This is a genomic window from Cylindrospermum stagnale PCC 7417, assembly GCF_000317535.1.
Lineage (GTDB): Bacteria > Cyanobacteriota > Cyanobacteriia > Cyanobacteriales > Nostocaceae > Cylindrospermum > Cylindrospermum stagnale.
Genome location: NC_019757.1, coordinates 6,907,391 through 6,931,425 on the forward strand (window position 1 = coordinate 6,907,391; position 24,035 = coordinate 6,931,425).

Annotated in this window: 20 protein-coding genes and 1 CRISPR repeat array; of the genes, 4 read left to right on the forward strand and 16 right to left on the reverse strand. The window is 42.0% G+C overall.

Translation table 11 applies throughout. The features are described 5' to 3' along the window. Nucleotides 1-15: 15 nt before the first annotated feature. The 5 genes from CYLST_RS29330 to CYLST_RS29350 form a co-directional block, all read right to left on the reverse strand. A complete protein-coding gene (locus CYLST_RS29330; protein ID WP_015211367.1) occupies nucleotides 16-666 on the reverse strand; it encodes an RAMP superfamily CRISPR-associated protein in 651 nt (216 codons plus the stop codon). Then, nucleotides 641-2,293, reverse strand: coding sequence for a Cas10/Cmr2 second palm domain-containing protein (locus tag CYLST_RS29335; protein WP_015211368.1), 1,653 nt, complete (start codon nucleotides 2,291-2,293; stop codon nucleotides 641-643). Before CYLST_RS29335 ends, CYLST_RS29330 begins: the two co-directional genes overlap by 26 nt. Further along, the gene (locus CYLST_RS29340) at nucleotides 2,290-3,447 is read right to left on the reverse strand and encodes a Card1-like endonuclease domain-containing protein (RefSeq protein ID WP_015211369.1); all 1,158 of its coding nucleotides are present in this window, start codon (nucleotides 3,445-3,447) and stop codon (nucleotides 2,290-2,292) included. Before CYLST_RS29340 ends, CYLST_RS29335 begins: the two co-directional genes overlap by 4 nt. 181 nt (nucleotides 3,448-3,628) lie before the next feature. After that, nucleotides 3,629-4,546 carry a hypothetical protein gene (locus CYLST_RS29345; protein ID WP_015211371.1) on the reverse strand — a complete coding sequence of 306 codons (918 nt, stop codon included), beginning with the start codon at nucleotides 4,544-4,546 and terminating at the stop codon, nucleotides 3,629-3,631. A 208-nt stretch (nucleotides 4,547-4,754) separates the two neighbouring features. Next, the gene (locus CYLST_RS29350) at nucleotides 4,755-5,060 is read right to left on the reverse strand and encodes a CRISPR-associated protein Csx3 (RefSeq protein WP_015211372.1); all 306 of its coding nucleotides are present in this window, start codon (nucleotides 5,058-5,060) and stop codon (nucleotides 4,755-4,757) included. A 400-nt stretch (nucleotides 5,061-5,460) separates the two neighbouring features. Here CYLST_RS29350 and CYLST_RS29355 point away from each other — a divergent pair, with 400 nt between their 5' ends. Beyond that, nucleotides 5,461-6,687, forward strand: a complete 1,227-nt coding sequence (locus CYLST_RS29355; RefSeq protein ID WP_015211373.1) for a TIGR03985 family CRISPR-associated protein — start codon at nucleotides 5,461-5,463, stop codon at nucleotides 6,685-6,687. Nucleotides 6,688-6,984: 297 nt separating this feature from the next. Beyond that, nucleotides 6,985-8,278: direct repeats of the CRISPR family, unit length 37 nt; unit sequence CTTTCCGCTAACTAATTCCCCGCAAGGGGACTGAAAC. 595 nt (nucleotides 8,279-8,873) lie between these two features. Further along, nucleotides 8,874-10,025 carry a CRISPR-associated endoribonuclease Cas6 gene (gene cas6, locus CYLST_RS29365; RefSeq protein ID WP_015211374.1) on the forward strand — a complete coding sequence of 384 codons (1,152 nt, stop codon included), beginning with the start codon at nucleotides 8,874-8,876 and terminating at the stop codon, nucleotides 10,023-10,025. Nucleotides 10,026-10,051: 26 nt separating this feature from the next. Here cas6 and CYLST_RS29370 read toward each other — a convergent pair whose 3' ends face one another. The 3 genes from CYLST_RS29370 to hemE form a co-directional block, all read right to left on the reverse strand. After that, on the reverse strand, nucleotides 10,052-11,020 hold the full coding sequence (locus tag CYLST_RS29370; protein ID WP_015211375.1) for an NAD-dependent epimerase/dehydratase family protein: 969 nt from the start codon (nucleotides 11,018-11,020) through the stop codon (nucleotides 10,052-10,054). 40 nt (nucleotides 11,021-11,060) lie between these two features. After that, a complete protein-coding gene (locus CYLST_RS29375; RefSeq protein ID WP_015211376.1) occupies nucleotides 11,061-12,299 on the reverse strand; it encodes an RNA-guided endonuclease InsQ/TnpB family protein in 1,239 nt (412 codons plus the stop codon). 236 nt (nucleotides 12,300-12,535) lie between these two features. Continuing rightward, complete coding sequence (gene hemE / locus CYLST_RS29380) at nucleotides 12,536-13,588, reverse strand: uroporphyrinogen decarboxylase (protein WP_015211377.1); 1,053 nt, start codon at nucleotides 13,586-13,588, stop codon at nucleotides 12,536-12,538. A 117-nt stretch (nucleotides 13,589-13,705) separates the two neighbouring features. Between hemE and CYLST_RS29385 the strand changes: the two genes are divergently transcribed. Beyond that, on the forward strand, nucleotides 13,706-14,455 hold the full coding sequence (locus CYLST_RS29385) for a hypothetical protein (RefSeq protein ID WP_015211378.1): 750 nt from the start codon (nucleotides 13,706-13,708) through the stop codon (nucleotides 14,453-14,455). Between the two features lie 53 nt (nucleotides 14,456-14,508). Beyond that, on the forward strand, nucleotides 14,509-16,581 hold the full coding sequence (locus CYLST_RS29390) for a S9 family peptidase (RefSeq protein WP_015211379.1): 2,073 nt from the start codon (nucleotides 14,509-14,511) through the stop codon (nucleotides 16,579-16,581). A gap of 487 nt (nucleotides 16,582-17,068) precedes the next feature. On the opposite strand, the gene fba is transcribed toward CYLST_RS29390, so the two are convergent. From fba to CYLST_RS34940, 8 genes are all read right to left on the reverse strand, one after another. Then, complete coding sequence (gene fba, locus CYLST_RS29400) at nucleotides 17,069-18,142, reverse strand: class II fructose-bisphosphate aldolase (protein WP_015211380.1); 1,074 nt, start codon at nucleotides 18,140-18,142, stop codon at nucleotides 17,069-17,071. 371 nt (nucleotides 18,143-18,513) lie between these two features. Next, complete coding sequence (locus CYLST_RS29405) at nucleotides 18,514-20,493, reverse strand: primary-amine oxidase (RefSeq protein WP_015211381.1); 1,980 nt, start codon at nucleotides 20,491-20,493, stop codon at nucleotides 18,514-18,516. Nucleotides 20,494-20,601: 108 nt separating this feature from the next. Beyond that, nucleotides 20,602-21,123, reverse strand: a complete 522-nt coding sequence (locus CYLST_RS29410) for a tetratricopeptide repeat protein (RefSeq protein WP_015211382.1) — start codon at nucleotides 21,121-21,123, stop codon at nucleotides 20,602-20,604. A 60-nt stretch (nucleotides 21,124-21,183) separates the two neighbouring features. Next, complete coding sequence (locus CYLST_RS29415; RefSeq protein ID WP_015211383.1) at nucleotides 21,184-22,038, reverse strand: transporter substrate-binding domain-containing protein; 855 nt, start codon at nucleotides 22,036-22,038, stop codon at nucleotides 21,184-21,186. Between the two features lie 12 nt (nucleotides 22,039-22,050). Beyond that, a complete protein-coding gene (rplT, locus tag CYLST_RS29420) occupies nucleotides 22,051-22,407 on the reverse strand; it encodes a 50S ribosomal protein L20 (protein WP_015211384.1) in 357 nt (118 codons plus the stop codon). Between the two features lie 32 nt (nucleotides 22,408-22,439). Next, a complete protein-coding gene (rpmI, locus tag CYLST_RS29425) occupies nucleotides 22,440-22,637 on the reverse strand; it encodes a 50S ribosomal protein L35 (RefSeq protein ID WP_015211385.1) in 198 nt (65 codons plus the stop codon). Between the two features lie 74 nt (nucleotides 22,638-22,711). Further along, the gene (locus CYLST_RS29430; protein ID WP_015211386.1) at nucleotides 22,712-23,413 is read right to left on the reverse strand and encodes a hypothetical protein; all 702 of its coding nucleotides are present in this window, start codon (nucleotides 23,411-23,413) and stop codon (nucleotides 22,712-22,714) included. A 285-nt stretch (nucleotides 23,414-23,698) separates the two neighbouring features. Continuing rightward, nucleotides 23,699-23,857 (reverse strand): hypothetical protein, encoded by a 159-nt coding sequence (locus CYLST_RS34940; protein ID WP_015211387.1) that lies wholly within the window; start codon nucleotides 23,855-23,857, stop codon nucleotides 23,699-23,701. Between the last annotated feature and the right edge of the window lie 178 nt (nucleotides 23,858-24,035).

The window sequence follows — 24,035 nt, forward strand, 5'->3', positions numbered from 1 at the left end:
TTCTATCTTCTTTCATTAGATAAAATGCTGTATAAAATTATCTATAATCTCTTGGTTAGTATAGTCAAATAATTGGCACTGCACATGGCCACGTCCGCGATTTCTACCACTTCCTACCCGCCTTAAAGCTAAAGTACCAACTGATAACAACGTTAAAGCATCATCATTGGGTTGAACGTCAAAACTTAGATGAGCAGTAAATTTGAGTTCGCGCAGTATTACACGCGATGATCGCAAACTTTTCCTATCTGGCGTTCCTGTTTTCATATCAATTGCAGTTTGGCAGCGAATAGTTGTTAAGGATTCTAAAATCTCGACTTTAGTTAGGTTGTTATCTGTTTTCATCTGATACGCTATGACTTTCCTCAAATCTTCTGGTAAACAAGCATCCCCAATGTGCATATATGAATTAGTATTGAGGATACTTCCTGGCTTACCGAATAAGTGACAAGCAACTTGTTCCCAATGTTGGCGACTATTCTCAGGTAATACAGCTATCAAGTTATCGCATTCTTCACTCAATAAACCTTTTAAAGTACGTCCTCGCAAATAAGGAAATCCATAAGCGTCATGTTCAACTTCTTGGTCAACTAAACCTGCTACCCCATCTCCACGTCCAAAGGTAGTATCACTCAATAGTTTAATTTTCAGTTTGTAGACAATCACCTGATTCTCCTTTATTTAAGGGAAAGTAAAATTCCATTGCTTCTATAGCATCAAAGTAACCACATCGTAGTAGTTCATTTTCCGAATCACTATCGCTGACCCACCCACTTGTTTGAATTTCATCAGATACTTCTTTAACTGGTGGTAAAGTATCTATCCTATAGGCTTTGAGAAACTGTCGAGTTGCTTCTTGTCCGTCGCGTAGCTTTTCTCGTAATCCAATAACTTTATTACGACGGCCTTTCCATTCTTTATCTTCATTAAAATTTTTAACTAAATTTCTGAAATTAGACCATGTGCGCCATTGATTGGTTTCATTTTGCATCATGACAGGTCGCATTGTTAAATCACCTTCTGCAACTTGATATTCTCGTTGACGAATATCACCAACAGAACCAAATAAACCACTAGAGGCAATATGCCAGTCAATAGCCGAAAATTCCTTGTCTTCTTGTTTACGTAAAAATTTCTTGGCATTACTGCATAAAGCCTCACTCATTTCATAGGCTCTAGCAAAAGGATAATGGGATTTGACAATACATACACCAGCGCAAGCAGTTAAAACTTTGAAATCAGCAACTTTCTGTTCTTGAAATGCTTCTAGATAAATTGCTGCTAACTCTAAACCTAATCTACCATCACATACAAAAGTAACGTCATCGCCGCCATACACCAGAGGACGGAAAGGCAGATAATTATCTTTGATGGAAAACTTACCCATAAGTTCTCCATTTTCAATAGAGTTGGCAAGGGTTTGGACTACTGTTTGCATTGCTGATAATCCAGCTTTTTTAACAGTTTTAGAAAGATTACGCATACAATCGATATAGCCTCGATTTGGATCTTGTGGATTGCATTTCTTCCCTTCTTCACCACAAGCTTCAAATCTTTTACCCATACTATTTCCATCGGCATGAATTACAGCATAGTAACTGCTTTCATGTTGACTTCTACCTAAATGATCCATCCGATAGGGAAATTGAAGATTTTTTTCTATTAAGATATCACCAAAATATTTCTTAAGAGCTTTATTTGCTGGTTCTCCATGTTTTGAAGAAACAGCTTTTAATTTTGCTTGAGTTTGCGAAGAAATAAGATAAATATCTTCTTCATCTGCTTGGATATAATCTGCGCTTGTATTTACAGCAACTAACTGAGTTGAGTTACAGGATGCAGTTATTCCTAATCCTAGTAATGGCACGGAAGGAACTCTGGCTCTTTTCTGTTGTTCAAGTTCATTATCCATCAGATTTTGAACTACATCATATAGTAATTCATTCCAGTCAAATTCCTTGTGTGCGGCTACAAGATTTATTCCAGGCGCATATTCTAAAATGTGTCTGCTTAGATGACGAGTAAACCGCTTTGCATCCTCCATTGATTTAAATAACAGCATGGCATTTCCACCACCTGCATAAACCAATTCTGCGATTAAGCCACTATTGGTTATAGGTTCATTTTGCCTATGTTTGGGAACTCCTAATTCTTCTAATTTATCTTTTACCCAATTACCAGTTGCCTGCTCTACGAGATAAGAAGCGCCAATATTTTCTCGTAAGCGATTACTGGTGAAAATATAGGACTGAATGCCAGTAGAATCTAGTATTGTTACAATATACTTACTCATCCACCTACCTTCTGATTATTGAGCTTAATCCAGGTTTCAATACCGCCAGCAAGATTAGCTAAGTCTTCTCTTCCAAATACGCGAATTTTTTTGTCACGTATAGAAAATTTTATTTCATCTTCAATATATCCTGGTGTGTCAGAACAACAAACTAAAGCTGTTCGTGCTTCATCACCTCCTAATTGCCTAGCACGTAAATGTGCTTCAAATAGTTTTTGCTTACACAACTTATGAGATTTACTTGTTGTGCATGATATAGCAAATAGCTGATACCCTATTATGAAAGCAACATCAAACTCAAAACGCGGCTCGTCTTCCCATGTTATTTTATTTATTCTTTTATATTCAGGGTCTTTAATATAAAAAGACATACCGCTTTGTTTGATATTAAAGTCATATTCAATTTTCTTGATTTGCTGTAATACATAACTTTCTAGCCATGTGCCATCTAACCATTCACAGACTTGTGTTAGGCTGCTAAACCCCCTTTTTTGAGTTATGTCAAGGCGAAGCTCATCGGTAGATGCATATAAATCGGTACGAAGTATGTCTCTAATTTTTGGAGGTAAATATTTAATCGTAATACCACGTGTTTGTATTTGTTTGAGGTCTTCTTCTCTTTTCCAAAACTCGCCTTTTTTTGTTAAGGAATGAAGTTCTTCTTTCAGCCATTTCTTCCATGATTCTGCTAAATTTATATTTGAATAAATTTCAACAAAATTTTCTGCTATTGTGTCTGGCAAAAATGCCTGAAAAAGAGGGGGTTTATGATCAAGCCAATAATTATTGTTATGTAGCTTGAATAGTTCTTTGAGAGAAAGTTCAAGCGGAACATCAAATTCAAGAGGTTGGTTGTTTTCTCTATCAATACATATTTTTAGGCTTCGTGGATCAAGATAGCTAAAAAAAGCATCAGGTCTTTTTTCATAAATTGCTCTATAGGCATGAACGGCCATTGCCTTTGTACCACCTGTATAGTTTAGTCCAACGCTGTCATTCTTCGGTACTTTTTTTTGAACTCGGTCGCAAATATGATAAGCATTTGATTCATATTTAACTAAATCAATAGGAACAATATTCACTTTTATGTGATTTTGATTTTTTAATCCTTCTTCAATACATTTTTTTTGCTCTTTTGTAGAATGTGTAAACACTAGCTAAACTGTGCCATCATTTTCTAGTAAAGTTCTGGCAGCTATATAATTAGGTAAAGGATTTTCACCAACCAGTAAAAAAAGATGCTTAACTTTGTAATCGTTTAGGTTACTCATGTTTTAATTTCCAGATAACTATGTTTGTTAAAATACTCAGGTTTTACTTTACACTCTTGGCTATCTACTCCCCACACAACCCCACCAACAACCGCGCCAAAGCCTGTACCACTAAGCGTTCTGCAACATTCTCCCCTCGCTGCAAACGGTGAACGCTTCCCTGAAGAGGGGACATTTCTGAATGTATCACGTCATGTGTTCCGTGATAATCACTAAAAATGATAGCTACTATTTGTAAATTCAACGACTCACATAATTCTTGCCAAGGTGCTATTTCAGTTTTATTTTTCACCAAAATCACTGCGTGAGTGGCTTCAGCCATAATCAAACGGTTTTCTGGGGAAATTTTGCCACCTACATCAAAGACAAATATTGGTGTATTAATTCCCTTGACTTCCTGCGCTTTCAGTTGCGCGAATTCAGGGGTAAATCCGGCTTTGTATTCCGCTTTTAATGTCTGCGCTAAATCTAAATCGCGGCGTGCAGTTTCCCCATACCAAGAACCATCTCCATCTGGACAACCTGAGATGATATAAGACTCTGGTGCATGGGAAATCTGCAATAACGCCTGTTTTAAACCATCCCGAAAACAAGTTTTACCTGTATTCGCAAATCCACACAGCACAACTTTGATATTTGACTGCTGCTTTGTCCGGACTACATCCAAAATATCCCCAACTTTGTACTCAGGGTTATTACTAATAGTGACTACGTACCTATCCAGTCCTTTATCGCCAATCTTGGGGTCAAAAAATGCGATCGCATCATACAACTTCGATAATTTAGCCGCTAAAACTTGACTAACTAGCACAGATGTGCGTCCGTTGATTTTAATCAGTGTACCACCTGGTAATTCCCCGGAAGCAATCATCTCATTTAGCCTTGTGTCTGCATCACGGACAATTTGATCACCTGTGGCTAGGGTAGCGCCAAATCCTACTTTTAAGATGTCACCCTCTAAATTTATCTGGTAAGTACTCATAAATTAAGGCGCTGGATAAAAACCAATGAGGGCAACAACCTTGCAGCTTTATTGCTTAACCGTCTTTTATTTTTTCGTCAGATGAAAATCTAAAAGTCTCTGAAATCAAGACTTTTATTTTTCTTTGAAAAAAGTAAATTAATTTTGGCGAGACAGGCAAAAGTTTTGTTTATTTTCTCTCTCCAGAGTAATAAAAGAGGTGATGAATTTAATCAAGCAAGTCCCCTAATTTATACGCTGGATTATGAGTAATAGAAACCACATATTTACCTAATTTTGGGTCAAAAAAGGCGATCGCACCATATATATGAGCAAGCTTATGGGCCAAGACAAATGCTACGGGGATAGAAACAGGCCCATTAATCTTCAATAGCTGGCCACCAGCCAGTTCTCCCGACTGGGCCATTTCTTCCAACCGTGCCGCCGCATCCTTCACAATTTGGTCATTCTGCGCCGGTTCGCCAAAATTAATCCGTAATATTCCGTCTTTTAACTCGATTTTGTAAGTACTCATTGCTGCTATCTTCCAACCAATGGTTACATCATACACGGTGCTGGAAGAAGCTAGTTCCAATGTGTTTTATGCTGGTGTGAGACTAGATTCATACCAATTACCTCTAAGGTGGCAACAAATTTGATCCCCCCAACCCCCCTTGGAAAGGGGGGCTTTTAAATCTTTTTTACCCCCTTGGAAAGAATGGCAAAGAGAAACTATATGTATCAAGTTTTAAGAGAGATGGTGTCAGCAAGTGTCCGAGCAAATTTTTTTAGATGTACCCCAAGTAGAATTGCTGCAATGGTTAGCACGCGGTAGCCTTAAACAAAACCTGCTGCGGGCAATTCGTTTGTGGGTATGGTTGCGTTAGCTTTGCTCACCGAAGGTATCGCTATATGGTTCGGATGAAACCCGCTTGGTGCTTGACGATTCCTTTACTTTTGCCGATTGGAGAGATGCTTTCTTTGATCAAAATCATCCTAGAGGAGAAGCCATCCCTGACTTGCATGATTCCAATTGCCTTTGTGCCAAAACTACCGCTGCATGGTTGTTTGATGCCAAAACGGGATTGAATGAGTCAGAATGGAAGCGATCGCTTCTTACTCATGTTAATATCTCCCAAAAATTAGACGCACTACTACAGCAGCGGTTGTTTGGCGTAACTCGTCGTTCTTTGCAAGCAGATTTAGAAATTCTGGAAAAACTAGGTTGGCTGGAATATCGACAGCACAAATATCACCGCGTCAAAAAGTTACCATCTCGTCCCATCTCTGCAAATCCAGCATTAACCTCTACCAATCTCAATAGTTATGAACTGAATTTTCTCAATCAAGAAGACTTAGCAAGCATTGCCCAAAATCATTCCCAGGAAATCTGCGGTGTCCGGCGGTTCTTTTTCAAACTTGATTATGTCAGCCCCCGCACCACTATAGATCAAGTAGAGGACTGGCAACACGAATTGAGAGAAATTTGGGGACAAACTCCAGTCCCACCCATCAAACTAACTTACAACAGCGCCAGGTTAGGAAATGTTGTCGAATCTTTAGTTTACCCAGTCTGCATCTACTATGTACAACGTGCAGTTTACCTGTGTGCTTTTGGGCAAAGTCCTGATAGAAAAACTGATTGGTATAATTATCGTCTTGACAGAATTCAACAAATTACCCCCATCAAGTGGACAAATACTGCCATTCCCCAAATTCTACAACAGCGCTACAATCAGGCAACTTTACCGAATCCAGAAGAAATTGAAGGGCAATTATCTAAAGCTTGGGGTTTTGATTTTTACTTACAGTCTCAACTGATGCTTTTGAGATTTGACCGTCAGTATCATGACCGCTATATTCAGCATACCTTTCGCCATGAAACTTTTGCAGCAATTTCCTATCAGCAAGCACAACGTCTGATTCGACAGCACACACCGCAACTGTCACAACAGCAGGCATTATTGAAAGTTCTTGCAGCCCGTTCTCACGAAGATGCCTACTACCGGGTGAACTATCGACATGGGGATAATAATGTAATGATGCGTTTACGGGCATGGCGTCCAAAGGCTGAAGTGCTTAGTCCTTGGGATTTGCGGCAAAGTATTACAGCTGATGTCGCTGCCGAATTTCAGCTTTATCAAGATTCAGAAAAACTATGAACACAGCAAAATTAACAAGTTCGTAGTAAGGACTTTAGTCCTTATTCCCAGCCAATTTTTTGGTAAAGTAACAAATAGGCTGTTAAACTTAGTTACATCAGCAGTTTTTTGGCAAACCGCAGCGGGGGCAAAAACCCTGGGGGGTTCGCCAAATCGCCAGAACCTTGACAATTCAATAGCTTGAAGGTTTCTATAGTTTCGGTTGGCAGTGTTTTGCACTCAATTTTTGTTCAGTATTTTGAGGTCTGCCAAATTCCTTTCTAGAGTCTGCTTCTAGTCTCGTTTCCAGAGGGCGGACTTTCCGCTAACTAATTCCCCGCAAGGGGACTGAAACGAATGATTCTAGAAGGGAATACGTCGCCGTACTCTGCACTTTCCGCTAACTAATTCCCCGCAAGGGGACTGAAACGCCTCAATCCGCCTTCTAGCCGTTTGAGGCGATCGCGCCTTTCCGCTAACTAATTCCCCGCAAGGGGACTGAAACTTTGGAGCAATTGTAGCGATCGCGGATTTAACAGATTGCCTTTCCGCTAACTAATTCCCCGCAAGGGGACTGAAACTTATTAGTGAGGATGAAAACGACTGGGCGATCGCCTTTCCGCTAACTAATTCCCCGCAAGGGGACTGAAACATTAATAGCGCCTACGGTGGCAGGATTTATCGTTACGCTTTCCGCTAACTAATTCCCCGCAAGGGGACTGAAACCTAAAGCAGCTTTTTTACCTTTGGATACAGCATAACTTTCCGCTAACTAATTCCCCGCAAGGGGACTGAAACAGATTAACCCTAGTAGATTGGTCGAGGCGCAGGCGATCTTTCCGCTAACTAATTCCCCGCAAGGGGACTGAAACAATCTATAGCTACTGCGAAGGCTGAGAATATGGACTTTCCGCTAACTAATTCCCCGCAAGGGGACTGAAACATTCTGATTCCACTTCAATAGCTAGTGCTGGCTTGGCCCTTTCCGCTAACTAATTCCCCGCAAGGGGACTGAAACAATATTGGGGAAAAAGTTAGGGACTTAGTCAACTTAGAACTTTCCGCTAACTAATTCCCCGCAAGGGGACTGAAACCAGCAGAGAGTCTCATCGGGTGCTACTGAGCTTAAAGGCTTTCCGCTAACTAATTCCCCGCAAGGGGACTGAAACTTTAGCTATACGGTCAAGGCATATCTGATGATAGCTTTCCGCTAACTAATTCCCCGCAAGGGGACTGAAACTCCTTTTTTGGTCAGCAGTCGCCCCCTGCCCATACTCTTTCCGCTAACTAATTCCCCGCAAGGGGACTGAAACAGCCATCATCTTTCACAAGGTGAATGGGATTGCTGGTGCTTTCCGCTAACTACTTCCCCGCAAGGGGACTGAAACATTTTATATGTTGTTTAATAGCAGCATACAAAAAAGCTTTAGCTTTCCGCTAACTACTTCCCCGCAAGGGGACTGAAACATGTAAATCTAGAGTAGGGTGCGATACCCACCCACCTTTCCGCTAACTACTTCCCCGCAAGGGGACTGAAACTAATCTGACTGCCACTCTGGGCAGACTTCATCAAGTCTTTCCGCTAACTAATTCCCCGCAAGGGGACTGAAACAGAAATTTACCAGATTTTTGCACAAACATACTAAGGACTTAACGGACAGGAAATAGTGAATATGGCGTATGGTTTGAGTGATTAAAAATGCTAATTGGTGCGTTAGGGAACGCACCCTACGGGTAGTAAAGAGACGCATTAAAAAAGCCTGGAACGAGGGTAATATCATGTTCGGCAAATTACTTTATATTCCCGTTCGCGGAGCGTGCCGTAGGCAAAGAAACCCACCCCGCCTTCCTTTGCGTTTTGTTTCCCCTCACTGCTTGCCTACCCGTGTACACACAAGTCTCTCTATGAAATTTATGGTTGTGCGAACACGGGAAACAAAACCTCACCCTGGTTTTGCGTAGCAAAACCTGTCCCTCTCCTTCGCAAGGAGAGGGATGTCCGTTAGGACAGGGTGAGGTTTTTTCGGATAACTTGTGTGTACACGGTAGCTCTGCTTGCGGGGTGGGGTGTTAGGATCTGTGGGTAGATCCTAAGTATTTAAACAGACCTGATATAAGCCCTAATACAGTTATCCAATTAATTAAAAATAATCTCCAATGGGGGACGGAAATAGAGTAAAATAGGCAAAATCATATAATATCCAGCGATGCCAAGAGCAGCTGCATCCACCAGTCGCAAAGCCAAGGCAAAATCAGAGTCTTTTTCCTCTATGCCCACATTGGCAGATGACACAGAGCTAGTAGGATTGGTTTTTGACCTTCAGCCAACTACTTCCAGTTCCCTTTACTCTCAATACACAATTGGACTCCATGCTTGGTTTCTTGACCAAGTGCGGCAATTTAACCCAGACCTTTCCGCCTATCTCCATGATGGGGAATCAGAAAAACCCTTTAATATTTCTTCACTAGAAGGTCAACTCCTCCCCAGTGGGAGACAATTGCAACTGCAAGCAAACCAAATTTATCGCTGGCACGTTAACGGACTTTCTCAAAGAGTGGTGCAATTTCTCAGTCAATGGTTAAGCCAATTGCCAAAAACCCTAGACTTAAAAGATGCTCCGCTGCTGATAACAAAGGTGAGTGTTGCCCATCCAGCTACCACTTATGCTCAACTGTTGAACTCAGCTACAGCAAAACATTCTAACGTTAGTCTCAGCTTTGTTTCACCTACTAGCTTTCGTCGCAAAGGTCATCATTTCCCGCTTCCCGTTCCGGTTAATCTTTTCCACAGCTACTTGCGACGCTGGAATGATTTTTCGGGAATGGCTGTAGAACAAGAGGCATTTCTCAACTGGATTGATGAAGGGGTGATCATCCATCAGCACCGCTTGGAATCTGTGAAAGTGGCAGCAGGTAAACGGGGTTCAGTGACTGGGTTTACAGGGACAGTTTCCTGTGGTTTGAGTAAAACGGCTTTGGCTAATACTGAATTTACTCAGTTGTTTTATGCTTTGGTAGAACTCGCTCCCTATTGTGGAACGGGACACAAAACCACCTTTGGACTAGGGCAAACTCGCTTAGACTTGGTAAAACCGGAAGTTGCTACATCCAGTCAGTTGCTGACAAATATGCTGGGAGAACGAATTGATCAACTGACGGCGCTATTTACAGCACAACGAAAACGGACAGGTGGCGATCGCACTGATAAAATTGCTGCAACATGGGCAACCATCCTCGCACGGCGGGATATGGGCGAATCATTGCAGGTGATAGCCGATGATTTAGAGATGCCTTACACCACAGTCAAAACTTACGCCAAATTAGCCCGTCGCGCCTTAAAGCCGGAAAATATTTCGTAGAATAGGCGTCCCGCCTGTTCTATATCTCATTTATTTTTTGGATTACCCGTTTCGACGCCGCTAATTTTCAAAACATCGGTCATGGTTGCACAGTAATTTGGCAAGCCGAAACTATCAGGATTGATAATATTGTCGTAAGTAAAATGGCGATAGTTCATACAAAACCTGTCCCATGCAGCCATTTGAATGCGAAATACTTTAATCAGCACATTAGCTAAGGCGATAGACAGGGGAATGCGAAAGTAAATCCTTTTACCCAAATAGGCGCAGACTTCTTCTACTGCTTGATTGACACTTAACTCAGATTGACCTAAAACAAATCGGCGTGGTTCGTCTTCTTTGGGTGGTTCATTAATTAAATATTCGACTACAGTGGCAATATCTCGCCCGTGGATAAAGTGAAAACTACCGTCCACCTGTAGAAAACGAATCAAGTTAATATATTTGGTAACTTCTGGAATACCAGATGTTAGATGAGAATAAGGCTTTTTGTCATCGCCGCCTAAAACTAGGGTGGGAAATACAGTGGTGATTTTCGGGGCGATCGCTAATTTATCTAACTGCTGTAAACAATGGAATTTAGTACGGATATAATCTGTACCTATTTGCCCGGATTCTTTCAGTAGTTGGTTGTGGCGGTCCAAAACGCTAGCAGTAGAAAAATAAATTACCTGTTCGCATTTATCTGGATTTAACAGACTCAGCAACTCTAGAGTTTTGAAGACATTCACATCAAATATACCATCGCCGCCCCAAGATGTTGCCGTTAGTACTGCCGTATCAATGGTGGGCAATAACTCGGCAAATTGACTAATTTTTTGCATATCACCCTGCAAAACATGGATACCAGGACGTGCTTGGGTATCAACTTGCAGTTTACTGGGGTTTCTCACTAACAGATACAATTCGTGATCTGTGTTTTTAATTAAGGCTTCACTTATATAGTGACCTATACAGCCACTTGCGCCGGTTACTAAAATTCGTTTCTTGTTCATAGAAGTTTAAAATTTTGGTTGTTAGTTGAGAGTGAACTACCTACACTGACCTTTCGGTACAGTGTAGGCTTCCCAATTCAACAGGGATTGCCTCGACCTTCGTAGATTTTTTACGTCCCGAAGACTTTGGTCTTACATCCCCTCCAAGGGCAGAAGAGCTAGTCCCTAACTCCAAAATTCGCAATCCTTCATTTCTAATATTTATTGCAGCGTTGATGTCTCTATCATGCTGTTTCTGGCAGTGAGGGCAATCTACAAATCTTACACCCAATGAATCATAACCTTTTTGCAGCATTGGGATTGGTAGTAGAGTCTCGCTACAAAGTTGAGAAGATGGAAAGAAACGACCTATTTCAATATAGGTATGACCAAATTTCTCGGCTTTGTATTTGAGCATGGTTTGAAACATCCCCCATCCCTGGTCACTGATAGCTTTTGCTAAGTTATGGTTCTTCACCATATTTTTAACTGCTAAATCTTCTACACAAATAACTTGGTTTTCGTATGCTATTTTGCGAGATAGCTTGTGCAGAAAATCCTCTCTAACTCTAGCTATTTTGCTAGAGACTTTTGCAACTAAGCGTTTGGCTTTACGACGTTTGTTAGAAGTTTTATCTGTCTTCTTAGCTAACTTTTTCTGCTGGCGTTTTCTATTCTTTTCTAACTTTGCTAATTGTTTTTTGGGTAGGTCATATTTTGAGCCTTCTGAAGTTATAGCAAAATTCTTTAATCCTAAGTCAACTCCAATAGCGTCTCTAATTGCCACTACTGGATTATCAGCTTGATTAAAAAGAATAGAAGCGTAGTATCTACCGTCTGCATTTTTGGATATTGTTACAGTAGTGAATTTTGCATCAGGTAGTTCTTTGTGAAACACAGTTTTCATTAATCCCAAACTACCGGGAAACTTAACAACAGAGTCCTGTGGTATTAGTTTTACGTTTTGGGGATACTGAATTGATTGCAAACCATGTTTAGATTTAAAGTTAGGGAATTTAGCACGCCCCTCAAAGAAATTAACAAACGCGCTAGAAAGGTTGAATGTTACTCGTTGCAATACTTGACTGTACGCAAGTCCTAACCATTCATATTCTTTTTTTAAAAGAGGAAGCAACTTATCCATAGCTGCTTTAGAAAGTCCTTTTCCTGTTTCTTTATAAGCGGTAGTCGTGGCATTAAGCATATAATTCCACAACCATCGAGTGTTACCGAAACACTGAGATAGATAAGACTCTTGCTCGTCAGTTGGATAAATTCTCACTTTAATCGCTCTATACATGGTATCGACCTTACCGTGTTTACATATTCATAGTAACAGATATTTTGATAGGTGTGTTATCCAAGACAAAATATTTTGTTCGTCTCGTCGTAGTCTTTCCGGTTTTCGCTACGCTCAAATATGGTCAGACTACACTCCTCACCTCACGCTGCTGTTTCAGGTAAATGCAAAAACTAACAACTACAGAGAGAGAGGGCGGGGAAACCCCGCCCCTACAGAAGCGGGGAAACACTCGGTTATACAAGTGCATTCAGTTTTTTTGCTGTTTCAAAGAAGAAAGCGACATTTTCTTCTGGTGTTTCTGGTAGTACACCGTGACCGAGATTGAGGATGTGTCCCCAATTGCCGGCTTTGCGAACCGTATCCAAAATGCGATCGCGAATAAAATCTTTAGAACCAAATAACACACCTGGGTCAAGATTTCCCTGGACTTTAACATCCTTACCCAATCTCGCCCGTGCATCTGCCATATCCACTGACCAATCTACAGTGACGATATCCGCACCGGATTGTGCCATTCTCTCCAGCACACCTGCACTACCGCTAACGAGCAAAATCAAAGGCGTATCGGGATGAGTTGCTTTGACTTGCTGGAAAACCCTTTTTTGGTAAGGCAGAGCAAAGGTATCATAATCTTGAGGACTCAATTGTCCTGCCCAAGAATCGAACATTTGCACAACTTGAGCACCACAATCAATTTGATAGCGCATATAAATGGCGATCGCATCAGCCAATTTGCTTAACAACTGATGCAACATCGTTGGCTCTGTGAATGCCATATTTTTGATGATCGAGTAAGTTTTCGATCCTTTACCCTCCACCGCATAAGCTGCCAATGTCCACGGCGCACCCACAAAGCCTAACACCGTTGATTGATTGCCCACTTCCTGACGCAATGCCTGCAAAATTGTTTTGATAAACGGCAGGGCTGCTTCTGGATCTAAGGGATGCAGGTGATCGACTTGTGCAGATGTGCGAATGGGCGAGTGAATAATCGGGCCTTTACCTTCTGCAATGTCCATGTCAATGCCTAAACCAGGCAAAGGAGTGACAATGTCAGAAAATAAGATCACTCCATCTGGCTGGAAAGCTCTCCAAGGTTGTAGGGAAACTTCAATCGCTACTTCTGGAATTTCCGAGCGATCGCGAAATGAAGGATACTTCTCCCTTAAATCCCGGTAAGCTTTCATATATCGTCCCGCTTGTCGCATCATCCATACCGGGGGACGATCTACAACTTCACCACGAGCAGCCCGCAGGAGATGAGGAGCCGTTAAGGAAACACCCATTTAACACTTCATCCTAAGTCACTTAATTTATGCCACTGTTTAGCTTATCATTCTGAGATTACGCTTTTTCAGGAGGCTGGCTTCAAAAGCGCTAGTTGCAGCTTTACCTAACTTTATATGTCAACCGACTCCAACAGTTCCCCCACCACCGCCGATGATCAAAACATACCTCATACAGGCAAGTTTTTCATCCCCCGCTCCCAGCGCCGTCGGTTCTTGATCCAGTTTACCTTCATCACTGTCCTGGGGTGGGTCACAGGTGGAATTGCTAGTATAGCTTTAGAAACAATCATTCTCGCCAGCTTGTCACCACCAGATTCTGCCCAGTCGGCGATGTTGATTGGATATCTCAGCAACATTCTGTTTGCAGTCATTTTCGCCGCCAATCAAGCCCTAATTCTGCGGCGATATTTATCCGGTTGGCTGTGGTTGCTGGCCACTAGCATCGGTTGGCTGATTGCCAACAGTATTTCTACAGCCTGGATTAACTATATTTCGTCTATTGCCGCATCTTTAAATGAAAGTTTATCACCACAGGCAAACGTCATTTTTGGATTTTTATCAACTACCTCATATATTCTGGCGGGAATTTGGTTAGGAATTTGCCAGTGGTTAGTGCTGCGGCGTTACACAGCAAGTGCTTGGCGGTGGAATTTTTTACCATCAATTTCTTTCTGCTGCATCAGTCTTGTAATTTGGTCACTTTCTCTCGTCCAAGGTGTTATCCCTGAATCCAATCGCCCGCCGATATTGTATGGAATTGAACAAGGACTGACAGCAGTTATTCTCGGAATTATACCAGCCATTGGTTTGTGTACCTTGAAAAAAAACTCACCCCGCAAAACTGAGCTTTCCAGTTCCTCATAGATCACAACAAAACTAAGTCGCTACACATCAGCATCAAGGTGAAAAAAGCAAATATGAATAAAAATAAAATTGTCCAAAATATTGTGAAAGCACCCGTCGCCGAAAAACAGCCCCAGATTTTAGAGTTGCATGGCGATCAGCGAGTAGACGACTACTTTTGGCTGCGCGACATCGACAACCCAAAAGCGATCGCCTATCTAGAAGCCGAAAACGCTTACACCACAGTTATGATGCAGCACACAGAAGCACTGCAAACAAAACTCTATGACGAAATGCTAGCGCGGATCAAAGAAACTGACCTGTCAGTACCATACCGCAAAGATGACTATTACTATTATTCCCGGACAGAAGCCGAAAAAGCTTACCCACTTTACTGCCGCAAACATCAAAGTTTAGATGCGCCCGAAGAAATTTTACTAGATGAAAACATCTTAGCCAATGGACATGACTTTTTTGACCTAGGTGTATTAGCAATTAGTCCCAATCATCAAATATTAGCTTATTCAGTTGATACCGAAGGTATTGAAGAATTCACACTTTTTTTCCTAAATCTAACCACGCACCAGTTATACCCCGAAACCATCCTCAATACAGATTGTTCTTTTGCATGGGCTAACGATAACCAAACCTGTTTTTACACTAAAGTTGATGATGCTAGCCGTCCCTATCAACTATTTAGACACACCCTAGGCACACCCGATTCGGAGGATGTGCTACTTTATGAAGAACCAGACGATACTTACTCTTTATATATAGACAAAACCTCTAGCGAAGCATATATTTTAGTAGCTTTACAAAGCACTATCACCACAGAAATTCACTATTTAGATGCTAATTATCCCCATAGTAATTTGCAGTTAATCTACCCACGCACTACAGGGATAGAATACGATATTGAACATCACAGCGATTACTTTTATATCCTGACTAATGACGCAGCTACCAACTTTAAATTAGTCAAAACTCCTATCGCTGCGCCAACAAAAGACAATTGGCAAACCATAACTCCCCATCGAGATGATGTCATGCTATCAGGCATTAGTCTCTTTGCCAATTACTTAGTAATTTATGAAATAAATCGAGGTTTGGAAACTGCCAGAGTGCAAAACCTCACAACAAGTGAAGAACATAGTATTACCTTTCCTGAGCCTACCTATGATTTTTCTGAAGGCAATAATCCAGAATTTAATACTAATATCTTACGTTTTCATTACACCTCATTTATCACACCACAATCGGTTTTCGATTACGACATGGAAACCAATCAGCGGGAATTGAAAAAAGAAACAGAAGTTTTGGGAGGTTACGATAAAACTCAATATCACAGTGAGTGGCTGATGGCTACAGCCCAAGATGGAACCCAAGTTCCCATATCCATCGTTTACAAAAAGGGAATCAAAAAAGACGGTAAAAATCCCTTATTACTCACAGGTTATGGTGCTTACGGACAAGCCTATTTTGCGTCTTTTTCATCAACTCAACTTACACTGTTAGATCGAGGAGTAATGTTTGCCATTGCTCATATTCGTGGCGGCGAAGAAATGGGGCGTAAGTGGTATGAGTCAGGTAAATTTTTGCAGAAAAAAAACACTTTCACCGATTTTATCGCTTGTGCTGAATATCTAATTACCGAAGGGTGGACAGCAAGCGAACGCCTAGTAATTACCGGCGGTAGTGCGGGCGGTTTATTGATGGGAGCAGTCATCAATATGCGTCCCGACCTGTTTAAAGCAGTAGTTGCCCATGTGCCCTTTGTAGATATAGTAACTACAATACTAGATACTTCCTTGCCTCTGTCAGTCATGGAATGGGAAGAATGGGGTAATCCTAACGACAAACTTTATTACGACTACATCAAATCTTATTCACCCTACGATAACGTCGAAGCGAAACATTACCCAGATATGCTGATTACCGCCGGCTTAAATGATTCTCGCGTCAAATATTGGGAGCCAGCCAAGTGGACAGCCAAACTCCGGGAACTCAAAACAGATAACAATATTCTCCTGTTGAAAACCAACATGGATGCAGGACATGGTGGTGCATCTGACCGTTATGAAAGTTTACGAGAACAAGCCTTTGAATATGCCTTTATTTTGGATAGGTTGGGTTTGGGAGATAGTTGATTTTAAGTTAAGAGGGTGTTTGAAAAGTTGTTTGTGATAAATCAAGCACTCGTAGATCCCCCAGAATCCACGCCAGTCGCTCATGGGGAGCCACTGCGTTGGGGAGGCAGCGCGGTGGTGAGGCAGCGCGGTCTTGGGGGTTTCCCCCATGAGCGACTGCCGAAAGGGTTCCCCGGCATAAAGCGACTGCCGTCGGCTCCGCCGACTTGTTCGCGCAGCGTCTCCCCTTGGGAGAAGCATGTGGCGTGGAGACAAGACAGTTCTGCGTGCTGGCTCCCCTTAAAAAGGGGGGGGTTAGGGGGATCTCGATCAATTTTGATACTTTTCAAACATCCTCTAACCATCCTGCTTATTCATAAGACCAAAAATAATGAGCACTTTCCACCCTAAACATGGCAGTAAAAAACCGGGGGACTTATGCGCCACCCGGTTTATTTATTACTGTAGGGGCATAGCAATGCTATGCCCTATTTATACTAGAGAAGAATTAAACTTTAGCAGCAGCCTTGACCTTGAGTTCGCCCTTAGCATACTTAGCAGCGAAATCTTCCAAAGAAATCTGCTTAATCTTGCTAGCGTTGCCGGCAGTACCAAATTGTGCATAGCGATCAGCACAAACCTTCTGCATATATACAATAGAAGGCTTGAGGAAGTGACGGGGGTCAAATTCCTCTGGTTTTTTAGCCAAAGCTTCACGTACAGCAGCGGTAATCGCTAGACGGTTATCGGTGTCGATGTTGACTTTACGCACACCGCTCTTGATACCCTTTTGGATTTCTTCCACGGGTACGCCGTAGGTTTCTGGTATTGCACCACCATACTGGTTAATCAGTGCCAGCAAATCTTCAGGTACAGAAGAAGAACCGTGCATTACCAAGTGGGTGTTAGGTAGACGACGGTGAATTTCTTCAATGCGGCTGATTGCCAAAATTTCGCCGGTTGGCTTGCGGGTAAACTTGTAAGCACCATGACTGGTACCGATAGCCACAGCCAAAGCATCTACTTGAGTTGCTTCTACGAAGTCAACAGCTTCGTCGGGGTCAGTTAGTAATTGGGAGTGGTCGAGTGTGCCTTCAAACCCGTGACCATCTTCAGCTTCACCTGCACCAGTTTCCAGAGAACCCAAACAACCGAGTTCACCTTCAACGCTCACACCTAGAGCATGAGCTACATTCACCACTTCGCGGGTAACATTGACGTTGTACTCGAAGCTAGCGGGGGTCTTAGCATCAGCTTCCAGCGAACCATCCATCATCACGCTGGTGAAGTTGTTCTTAATTGCTGAGTAGCAGGTAGCAGGAGCATTACCATGATCCTGGTGCATGACAATGGGAATATGAGGATAGGTTTCTACCGCTGCCAAAATCAGGTGGCGTAAGAAGTTTTCACCAGCATAATTGCGGGCGCCACGAGAAGCTTGTAAAATTACAGGGCTATCTGTTTCTACAGCGGCCTTCAGGATTGCCTGAATCTGCTCTAAATTGTTAACGTTAAAAGCTGGGATGCCGTAACCGTTTTCAGCCGCGTGATCCAAAAGCAGCCGCAGTGGTACAAGCGCCATAGATAGTCCTCCTAATGTGGTTTTTAGCTAGTTGGTGAGATAGAAGCGTAATTTTTATCTTAATGTAATAGTTACGCTAATCTTAATACTTTTTTCAACTTCTTAGGAAATTATAACTAGCGATGGGTGTTTATGTTGATAAAGTTTGCGCTATCACTCATAAATATGACCTATAGTTACTATATCGGGCTGTACAGTCAGCTACCCCATGGTTAGTGGCTCTAGTAGCTATAGATACTGGGCGCTTAAGGCGCGATCGCAATCTTCACCTGAACACCCAATCAAAAAGCGAGATCGCCAACCGCACAACCGTATGCCAATCGCCTGATCAAATGTAGAGACGTTAAATGTAACGTCTCTACTAAATCGGTTTATTCAGGTAAATTAATTGCGGGATTACGACTAAAGAAGCCTCTAGGGATCAGCTTAAACCCAACTCGGTGAGTTGGCATCACGGGCCAATCCTCTGGTCGCGGAATATGGGTGACGCCCATTGTGTACCACAGCACGACATCTTCACCTGTTAAAGACTCGTCATCAGCGATATATTGTGGTAAACCTTGTCCGGGGTTGGTTTGGTTGGGATAATCGCCACCTGCATAGAGTTCACCGGGTTTGTACTTTGTTACCCAAACATGATGAGTGGCGAATTCAGCTTTTTCACGGATTTTCGCTTTTTCTACGGGGAAAAATGGCGAATTTCCTCCCGGCATTAGCATATATCCAGGCGCAGCACCCAAAGCATTCTTTTTATCTGCACTTATCATCCATTCTCGACTGTGTTTCATATCCAAATCACGCACAGCAGCGGTTTCTTTTGCCAATGGGGTTTTTTCTACTACAATGGCATTTCCTAGAGGATTTTGATCATTGATGGGTAAGCCGAAAACGTTCATTTCCATCACAGAATTCGCCTGACCATCTACATCCATATCTAGGCGGTAGTTAAAAAAGTGCTGATGATGTACCCCAAAGATATTTTTGGCGATTAACTGACCATAGGAATTAGCCTCAGACTGTTTTTCAGCCGTTGTTCCCTGTGTCAGCATAATACCCGTTAACTCGTTCTCAATTTCTAAAGTGCCATCTTGGTGAAAGATCCAATTGATGCCGTAATCATAGTTGTCAACTGTTGCCGTTATTTTGATGACTAATTCACGACTGCGACGCAGATCATTACGCTGGGTGTTGAATTCATAATGCTTCCAGAGGATGCCGTTATCTCTCTCGTAGATGCCGATAACCTTTGGCATTGTGTAAGTTTCTCCGTGACCATTAGCAAATACGGCATCTAGTAAAACGCCGTTTTCTGGAATATCTTTACCTAATTCCATCTTGTTTCCTAACAACCCAAGGCTATATTCCCCAACATCAAAGGCGTTGCGAAATGTCCAGTTAGGATTGGGATCGCCATAAGGTACTACCATTTCTGATAGGCTGGCGCGATATAGCACCGGTCTAACATTTTCCCCGTCGCTGTAATTTACCAGATACAACACTAAGCCATCACGGGGATGCATTAGATAGCGAAACTGCCAACCTTGCCATTTAATTTCATTGCCGTTTATTTGGAAACTTTTGCCTTGAGGTTGGAGTATGTTTAATGCTTTCGGTGGTGAAAGTAATTTGCCTAAAGACTTAATATCATAGTCCCAGTTTTCTTTGGAAAAAGGAACTACACCGTTATCTACAAAGCTGGCGATTTTACCTTTGTTCAAATCGACGGTTGCTAAAACACCTTCAATGGGACTACCGTAAAAATTCCAGTGTTTGCCTTTGTAGTAAGATAAGGCGCGACACAGGCGATTACCTGCTGTTTCTTCCTGTTGACTCAATATTCCTGGTGCCCAACAACTGATTTGGATAGAATCGAAATCTGTAATTCCCCGCTTTTGCATGGCTTTTTGCCATTGGGGATGAGATTTGACTACCTCTTCTGCTAACTTGTAGTCTAGAGGAAATAAGGCAGGTTGAGCATTGGGGATTTGTTTCCAAGAATGTAAGGTTTTGGTTTTTAGATCAACAATACCTTCAAAAGTTTTATTTTGCGATCGCTCATAGACTACCAAAAAAACCTGGCGTGTAAATGGTTTACCAGGTGTAAAAGCTATAACTTCGTTTTTGTCTGGTTCTTGCAAGGCAATAATCGGGAAAGCTGCGGTTTCGCTCAAGGTTTTTTCTTGTTTGAGCACCGAAACAGCCGTACTAATTTCTGCCTCTGTTAACGAAGTCAAAGGATGGGAAATAATCGGCTGTTGAGCGGACAATATTGCCATCAATCCGAGTGAGATAGAAATGAAAACAATGATGACAATAGCTAGCCTAAAAAACCACCTCAGCCTTTTAATCATCACTTTAGATGTTTACAACAATGTGTATTTATCTATTTCCTGGCTATAGCTCAGGAACCGAATGATTAAGAGACTAATTTCTCAACAAATTGCCAACAGTATCAGCTATTACCCAGTAACCAAACGACGCAAAGATTCAGCACGACGTTTTGCAGTAGTGTTATTTGGAGCTAATTTGAGTGCTTGTTCATACATTTCTAGCGCCGGAGCATTTAATTTTTTTCGCTCGTAGGCGTGACCAAGATTATTCAGTGCTGTTACGTAGTCGGGTTTATATTTGAGGGCTTCTTTGTATTGACGAATCGCTAAATCATATTGCTCTTGGGCAAAGTAAGTATAACCCAAACCATTGTAAATAGGAGCAATTTCTTCTTCCTCTTCGACCGCTGCTTTAATAGCTTTTTGAAACAGTGGTATCGCTTGGGCAAATACTTTTTTTTCAGAATAAATACTGGCTAACTCATAATATTCTTGAGCCGTACCTTTTTCTTTATCCAATTTTTTTCTCAAGCGTGACAGAGCGTTTTCACGCTTGCGAGATTTAAATATCTCACGAAAAACGCTTACAGCCGCAAATGCGAGTATGCCAATGAAAACTGAGAGATAAACAACCGCTAAATTATTATCCATTGCCTACAAATACAAAATACAAATATAAAAGTTGCTTCTCTATCTATTATCAGATTTTTGTCAGTTATCCGTTGTTTCTTCTTGACTACTGTAGGGGGCATCCCCTACTCCCCAATACTGGGTACGTTCTTTGAGCCAGCCGGATTCAATGTAACGAGCGATCGCATTATTCACCCGTCGTCTTAACTCATCGTACTGCAATCCTTTGGGCATGACTACCGATAAGGGGAAGGTTGATAGCTTGGTTTGCAGTAGGCGATATTCGGGATATTCTTGCACCCAACCACTCAGAATGCTTGTATCGGCGGCAAATGCATCGGCGCTGTTGCTTTCGATTAGCGATCGCGCTTCTGTGTAGGAATTCACTCCCACTAATTCAGCCGTCGGGATAAAATATCGCACCTGGGCAATAGTGCTGGAGTTGTTGAGTACAGCAATTTTTCGTTTAGCTAAATTTCTTAACTCCTGGATAGAGGCGTTGCTTGTAACAAAACTTGTGCTATCGAAGTAGTAAGGAACGCTGAAATTCACTAAGCGGGAGCGGGACTCGGTGGCTGTGACTCTAGCGATCGCCAAATCAACTTTTTTTTCTAAAACGACTCTCAGGCGATCGCTATTGGCTACTGGTTGCATCTTGACGGCATCAGCTTTACCTAGTAAGTCAACTGCCAAGCGCTTTGCCAAGTCAATTTCTAACCCTTGTAAATTGCCGTTAGCATCTCTAAATCCCAAAGGACGTAGATTATCTTTAACTGCGATCTTTAGATAGCCCCGCCGCTGAATTTCAGGCATTTGGGCGGCAGATGCAATCCATCCTGTCCCCAAGAAGGAGAAACACAAACACAAAATCAGGGTGGCGGACAATATCAGATGTAACCGATTAATTCCTGACCATCTGTTACATCTTTTATTCATCCGTTGCCACCTTTATCCTTTCTGTTGACTTGCTAATTCAGCGACTTTGCCGAAGGTAGCAGGATCGAGGACTGCCAATTGTGCCAACATCTTGCGATTTAGTTGGATCTCAGCTTTTTTCAAGTTGCCGATCAACTGGCTGTAACTCAAGCCATGCTGTCTGGAGGCTGCGTTGATGCGGGTAATCCAGAGACGACGGAAATCGCGCTTCTTCTTTTTGCGATCGCGATAGGCACTCCGTAGGGCCTTCATTACCTGTTGGTTAGCTGTTCTAAACAGAGTTGAGTGGGAACCACGAAACCCTTTAGCTAGTTTGAGAACTTTATTGCGGCGTTTACGAGCTACATTACCGCGTTTTACCCGGGTCATAACTTAATTTCCTGACTTAATTCCTGAAAAATTTACAAATATGGCAGCATCAAGCGCACGTTGTCTGCGTCAGTTTCATGTACAAGGGCAGTTTGGCGTAAACCGCGCTTTTTGTTAGAAGACTTGTGCTCTAGAAGGTGGCTTTTGAAGGCTTTGCGACGCACAATTTTACCGGTGCCGGTGGCACGGAATCGCTTCGCAGCTGCTTTACGGGTCTTGAGTTTAGGCATGGTTTGGCTTTAATTCAACACGATCCATCATTATATACTATGAGATTTCGGCAAATATGACTTGGGCCAAAGATTTATTTGCTAGGAGTCGCGCTGACTTTGGGATCTAAAACGATTTGCTCCCCAGATTGATTCACGTGGTAAGTCCAAGACTGCTGCTTAACCTTAACAATCACTAACCATCCTTCCACGGGGTCGAATATCTGGGTGCAGACTTCGCCAAAGCCGAAAAAGCAGGGATTACTGAAGGTTTTTTGGGTAGCCTGAGTGATTTTTAAAGCATTACTTGGTAATCCAGAACGCTTTGAGGCATCGCTCAAAACTGAAGAAGCGATTTCTTTTGGCAGTTTGTCAGCACTAGATACAGTGACTTTGGGATCTAAAACGATTTGCGAGCCGGATTTATTTACATGATAAGTCCAGGATTGATCCTGCACCTGAACGATTACTTCCCAGCCCTGAATCGGGTTATATTCCTTGGTGCAAATCTCCCCAAAATTGAAAAGGCAGGGATTGCTAAAGGTCTGGGATGTAACTTGAGTGATCTTTAAAGCCGCAATTCTTACCCCAGAACGCTTGGCGGCATCCCGTAGCACCGCCCTAGAAATAGCTTTTGGCAGTGTATTTTGGCTATTTTGGGACAATTGTAGCTGTTCTGGACTAGGAACAGCTACAGCGTTGTTTTTGCTAGTAATGCCGATTCCACAAGCTAACAAGCTGGTTAATGCGAGGGTTAAAACAACAGTTTGGGGGAATAGCTTGATTATGCTTTTCATACCATTGTACCTTGAACATCTAAAATTACTGCCTGACAGTTGCTCTGCGGACGTAAAGGCGGTTGATTTATCGCACCTCATCCATTTTTTGCTAGAGCATTCCTGACCGGGTAGGTTTAAAGATGACGCTAACCCCGCTGTGGTTCCCTGCTATGGGCTATTACTTAAACAATTAAAAATTAAAATCTGCAACCTAGTTTAGGTTCTTTCGGACGTTTCGTATTTTGAACGAATTCGGTGAACGCATCTATTTTTGATGTTTTCATTGCACCCTGTCTCCTATAATCAGACTAATTCTCTCGTCGTTGGTTCACAAGCTATCTGAGATTGCTGTAAATTCTTTATTTGAATCAGGCATTTTGTGAAATGGTATAATCCTTGAACATGCATTTCTAAAATCTTGATTTTTACCTGCTGTTCTAAAGTGAGTTCTGTAGAGTTCATGATTTCTCTCCTGTTTATTTATTTTGGACTGTTTCCTTTGGGTTCGTAGTTTGCTAATTAACTACATTGCCATCTTCATTTGGATAATTTAAATTCGGATTTAGGCAATTTTATCCTGTAAATAAAGTCTGAAAAATCGATTTTTCAGACATTAACCAATTTGGTTAAATTCGAGAAA

Coding starts and splice junctions, on each gene's coding strand:
- CYLST_RS29335 (WP_015211368.1), bottom strand. CDS start 2,293: ATGAGTAAGTATATTGTAACAATACTAGATTCTACTGGCATTCAGTCC.
- CYLST_RS29345 (WP_015211371.1), bottom strand. CDS start 4,546: ATGAGTACTTACCAGATAAATTTAGAGGGTGACATCTTAAAAGTAGGA.
- CYLST_RS29350 (WP_015211372.1), bottom strand. CDS start 5,060: ATGAGTACTTACAAAATCGAGTTAAAAGACGGAATATTACGGATTAAT.
- cas6 (WP_015211374.1), top strand. CDS start 8,874: ATGCCAAGAGCAGCTGCATCCACCAGTCGCAAAGCCAAGGCAAAATCA.
- CYLST_RS29370 (WP_015211375.1), bottom strand. CDS start 11,020: ATGAACAAGAAACGAATTTTAGTAACCGGCGCAAGTGGCTGTATAGGT.
- CYLST_RS29375 (WP_015211376.1), bottom strand. CDS start 12,299: ATGTATAGAGCGATTAAAGTGAGAATTTATCCAACTGACGAGCAAGAG.
- hemE (WP_015211377.1), bottom strand. CDS start 13,588: ATGGGTGTTTCCTTAACGGCTCCTCATCTCCTGCGGGCTGCTCGTGGT.
- CYLST_RS29385 (WP_015211378.1), top strand. CDS start 13,706: ATGTCAACCGACTCCAACAGTTCCCCCACCACCGCCGATGATCAAAAC.
- CYLST_RS29390 (WP_015211379.1), top strand. CDS start 14,509: ATGAATAAAAATAAAATTGTCCAAAATATTGTGAAAGCACCCGTCGCC.
- fba (WP_015211380.1), bottom strand. CDS start 18,142: ATGGCGCTTGTACCACTGCGGCTGCTTTTGGATCACGCGGCTGAAAAC.
- CYLST_RS29405 (WP_015211381.1), bottom strand. CDS start 20,493: ATGATTAAAAGGCTGAGGTGGTTTTTTAGGCTAGCTATTGTCATCATT.
- CYLST_RS29410 (WP_015211382.1), bottom strand. CDS start 21,123: ATGGATAATAATTTAGCGGTTGTTTATCTCTCAGTTTTCATTGGCATA.
- CYLST_RS29415 (WP_015211383.1), bottom strand. CDS start 22,038: ATGAATAAAAGATGTAACAGATGGTCAGGAATTAATCGGTTACATCTG.
- rplT (WP_015211384.1), bottom strand. CDS start 22,407: ATGACCCGGGTAAAACGCGGTAATGTAGCTCGTAAACGCCGCAATAAA.
- rpmI (WP_015211385.1), bottom strand. CDS start 22,637: ATGCCTAAACTCAAGACCCGTAAAGCAGCTGCGAAGCGATTCCGTGCC.
- CYLST_RS29430 (WP_015211386.1), bottom strand. CDS start 23,413: ATGAAAAGCATAATCAAGCTATTCCCCCAAACTGTTGTTTTAACCCTC.
- CYLST_RS34940 (WP_015211387.1), bottom strand. CDS start 23,857: ATGAACTCTACAGAACTCACTTTAGAACAGCAGGTAAAAATCAAGATT.